Raw genomic sequence first — 4,016 nt, forward strand, 5'->3', positions numbered from 1 at the left:
TTCGATGAATGTCCAGCGCGCCTGTGATGTCAATCAGGACAACCAACCGATGCAGGAACCGCTGCAAGCAGAACCCCCGGGGGCGCATTCCCGGCAGCCCTGTCCTGCATTCTAATCCGACCGCGAGGCCGACCGCATGGAATCTTATCTGGTGTCACTGGGCGCGGGCGTGCTCATCGGCGTGATCTACAGCGTGATCAAGGTCCGTTCGCCCGCGCCCCCGCTGATCGCCCTGGTTGGCTTGCTGGGCATGGTGATCGGCGCGCAGGCCGTGCCTGCCCTGAAGCCGCTGCTGGGTCTTTAACCAACGTGAGGAAACGCCCGTGAGCGCAACCGACAGCCAACCCGATCTCATTCTTCATAACGCACGCATCACCACGCTGGACCGCGCCAACCCGCTCGCCAGCGCCGTGGCCATCGCCAACGGCCGCTTCGTCGCGGTCGGCAGCGAGGCCGACGTCATGCCGCTCGCGGGGCGCGCCACGCGCGTGATCGACTTGCAGGGCCGCCCCGTGCTGCCCGGCCTGATCGACAATCACCTGCATCTTATCCGCGGCGGCCTGAACTACAACATGGAGCTGCGCTGGGACGGCGTGCGCTCGCTCGCCGTGGCCATGGAGATGCTCAAACAGCAGGTCGCGATCACGCCCGCACCGCAATGGGTGCGCGTGGTCGGCGGCTTCACGGAGCACCAGTTCGCCGAGAAGCGCCTGCCCACCATCGAGGAACTCAACGCGGCCGCGCCCGACACGCCCGTGTTCATCCTGCACCTGTACGACCGCGCGCTGCTGAACGCCGCCGCGCTGCGCGTGGTGGGCTATACGAAGGACACGCCGGAGCCGCCGGGCGGCACGATCCTGCGCGACGCCACGGGCACGCCCACGGGCCTGCTGCTCGCCAATCCGAACGCGACGATCCTCTACGCGACGCTGGCCAAAGGGCCGAAGCTGCCGGCCGAGTACCAGTACAACTCCACGCGCCATTTCATGCGCGAGCTGAACCGCCTGGGCGTGACGGGCGCCATCGACGCGGGCGGTGGTTCGCAGAACTATCCGGACGACTACGAGGTCATCCGCAAGCTGCACGACGCGGGCGAGATGACGGTGCGCATCGCGTACAACCTCTTCACGCAGAAGCCCGATGCGGAGAAGGAGGACTTCGTGAACTGGACGCAGAGCGTCAAGTATCACGATGGTTCGGACTACTTCCGGCATAACGGCGCGGGCGAGATGCTGGTGTTCTCGGCGGCCGACTTCGAGGACTTCCGCGTGGCGCGCCCGGAGCTGCCGCCGGAGATGGAGGGCGAGCTCGAAGGCGTCGTGCGCGTGCTCGCGCAGAACCGCTGGCCGTGGCGCCTGCACGCGACCTATGATGAAACGATCAGCCGCGCGCTGGACGTGTTCGAGAAGGTCAACCGCGACATCCCGCTCGAAGGCCTGAACTGGTTCTTCGATCACGCGGAGACGGTTTCGGATCGCTCGCTGGACCGCATCGCGGCGCTGGGCGGCGGCATTGCCGTGCAGCACCGCATGGCGTACCAGGGCGAGTATTTCGTGGAGCGCTATGGTGCGCGCGCGGCCGAAGCCACGCCGCCCGTGGCGAAGATGCTCTCGAAGGGCATCAAGGTCTCCGCGGGCACCGACGCCACGCGCGTGGCGTCGTACAACCCGTGGGTGTCGCTCGCGTGGCTCGTGAGCGGCCGGACGGTGGGCGGCCTGCGCCTGTATGCGCAGCGCGATCTGCTCGATCGCGAAACGGCGCTGCGCATGTGGACCGAGTACGTCACGTGGTTCTCGAACGAGGAGGGCAAGAAAGGCCGTATCGCGGTGGGGCAGCTGGCCGACCTGATGGTGCCGGACCGCGACTTCTTCGCCTGCGCCGAGGACGATATCGCCGACACGACGGCGCTGCTCACGGTGGTGGACGGCCGGATCGTGTGGGGGGCGGGCCCGTTCTCGGAGCACGACGCGCCGATCCCGCCCGCGATGCCCGACTGGTCGCCGGTGCGCCAGTATGGCGGCTACGGCGGCTGGGGCGCGACGCAGCAGAGCGGCGCGCCGTTGCAGCGCGCGGCGGCCGCGGCGCTGTGCGCGTGCGCGAGTGCGTGCAACCTGCATGGCCATGCGCACGGCAGCGCCTGGGGCAGCGCGCTGCCGACCTCGGATGCGAAGGGCTTCTGGGGCGCGTTCGGCTGTTCGTGCTGGGCGATCTGAGGTGGCGGCGCTCACGGGCCGGGGCAACCCGGCGTGGATTCGCGCGCTGCTCGCGCAGCCGTGGGTGGCGCCGTTCGTGCGCGTCGCGCTGGTTTCGGCATGGCTGATCGGCGGCGTGAGCAAGCTGCTGGACTTCGACGCGGCGGTCGCGGAGCAGGCGCATTTCGGGCTGCATCCACCCGCGCTGTGGGCCGCGTTTGCGATCGTGGTGGAGATCGGCGGCTCGCTGTGCGTGGTGCTGCGCCGCTTCACGTGGCTGGGTGCGGGCGCGCTGGGCGTGCTCACGCTCGTGGCCATGCTGGTCGCCAACGACTTCTGGAACCATGCGGGCGCCGCGCGCTTCATGGCGCTGAACAGTTTTTTCGAGCACCTCGGGCTGATCGCGGCGCTCGTGCTGGCCACGCTGCTGGAAGATGTGCGCGGCGCCGACCGTGAGTGACCCGCACAAACCAATGATGAAACAAGGAAATTCGACGATGAAAGCATTTCGTTCTGTCCTGCTCGCGCTGATGGTGGCGGGCGGTCTTGTCACCGCGCCCGCGTCGTTCGCGAAGCCGCCTGTGATGGAGTCCGAAACACCGTCCGTGGCGGTGGGTGCGCAGTACGACACGACGCACGTGTACGTTGCCCCGGAAGATTTCGACCGCTTCACGGACAGCTTCGTGGCGACCTTCGGCGGCAGCAAGTCGAAGCAGGGCGTGTTCCAGGTCACGCCCACGCCGAGCCAGACGATGTCGCAGCTCGTGTTCACGCCCTCGGGCACGATCTCGGTGTTCGGCTTCAAGACGCCGGTGCCGTACCCCTTCGGCTCGGAGCGCACCGGCTACCTCGTGACCGACATGGACGCGGCGGTGAAGGCGGCGCGCGCGCACGGCGCGGACGTGATCGTCGACACCTTCCCCGATCCGGTCGGGCGCGACGCGATCATCTCGTGGGCGGACGGCGTGAACATGCAGCTGTACTGGCATAACCAGGCCCCGCACTACGACGCGCTTAAGACGGTGCCCGAGAACCGCGTGTACGTTTCGCCGAAAAGCCTGCACAAGCTGGTGCATGACTTCGTGAAGTTCTCGCACGGCAAGGTGGTGTCCGACGACGCGAAGGCGCCGGGCATCGAGATCGGCCGGCCGGGCGAGACGTATCGCCGTGTGCGCATCGAGTCGGGCTTCGGCAAGATGACCGTGCTGGTGACGGACGGTCACCTGCCCTATCCGTTCGGACACGAAACGACCGGCTACGAGGTGGCGAATCTCGACGAGACGCTGCAAAAGGCGCAGGCCGCGGGCGTGAAGGTGCTCGTGGCGCCGTTCAGCTCGGACGGACGCAACGCGGCGATCGTGCAGTTCCCGGGCGGCTACATCGCGGAAATCCACGCCAGCGCGGCGCAATGAAACACGAGGACACGATCCTGGCGGCAGTGGCGGGCTATGTGGACACGCTGAGCTTCGTGGCGCTGTTCGGGCTCTTCACCGCGCACGTCACGGGCAACTTCGTGCTGATCGGCGCGGGGGTGGCGGGCTACGGACAGGGCGTGCTCCTCAAGCTGATCGTGTTCCCGGCGTTCGGTGCGGGCGTGGCGGGCAGCAGCGTGCTGCTGCGCTCGCTCGGCGGGCGGCACGCGCGCCAGGGCGCGCGGCTGCTTCACGCGGTGCAGGCGGTGCTGATGCTGGGCTTTTGCCTGGCGGGCGTCTGGGCGTCGCCGGTCGCGCAGCCCGACACGCTGCCGGTGGTGGTGGCCGGCGTGCTGGGCGCGTTCGCGATGGGGGTGCAGAACGCGCATCCGCGGCTGATCGTGCGGCCCGC

5 protein-coding genes are annotated in these 4,016 nt (G+C 68.3%); all 5 read left to right on the forward strand.

Going from position 1 to position 4,016, the window contains the following annotated elements; translation table 11 throughout:
- Nucleotides 1–136 precede the first annotated feature (136 nt).
- The gene (locus C7401_RS44090) at nucleotides 137–304 is read left to right on the forward strand and encodes a DUF1427 family protein (protein WP_112178348.1); all 168 of its coding nucleotides are present in this window, start codon (nucleotides 137–139) and stop codon (nucleotides 302–304) included.
- A gap of 19 nt (nucleotides 305–323) precedes the next feature.
- Nucleotides 324–2,213, forward strand: coding sequence for an amidohydrolase (locus C7401_RS44095; protein ID WP_112178349.1), 1,890 nt, complete (start codon nucleotides 324–326; stop codon nucleotides 2,211–2,213).
- 1 nt (nucleotide 2,214) lies between these two features.
- Nucleotides 2,215–2,652, forward strand: a complete 438-nt coding sequence (locus C7401_RS44100) for a DoxX family protein (protein ID WP_112178350.1) — start codon at nucleotides 2,215–2,217, stop codon at nucleotides 2,650–2,652.
- 37 nt (nucleotides 2,653–2,689) lie between these two features.
- Nucleotides 2,690–3,604 (forward strand): VOC family protein, encoded by a 915-nt coding sequence (locus C7401_RS44105; RefSeq protein ID WP_112178351.1) that lies wholly within the window; start codon nucleotides 2,690–2,692, stop codon nucleotides 3,602–3,604.
- The coding region (locus C7401_RS44110; protein WP_146758110.1) for a YoaK family protein at nucleotides 3,601–4,016 on the forward strand (416 nt) is incomplete at its 3' end. The genes C7401_RS44105 and C7401_RS44110, both read left to right, overlap by 4 nt.

This window comes from Paraburkholderia unamae, assembly GCF_003268775.1.
Classification (GTDB): domain Bacteria; phylum Pseudomonadota; class Gammaproteobacteria; order Burkholderiales; family Burkholderiaceae; genus Paraburkholderia; species Paraburkholderia unamae.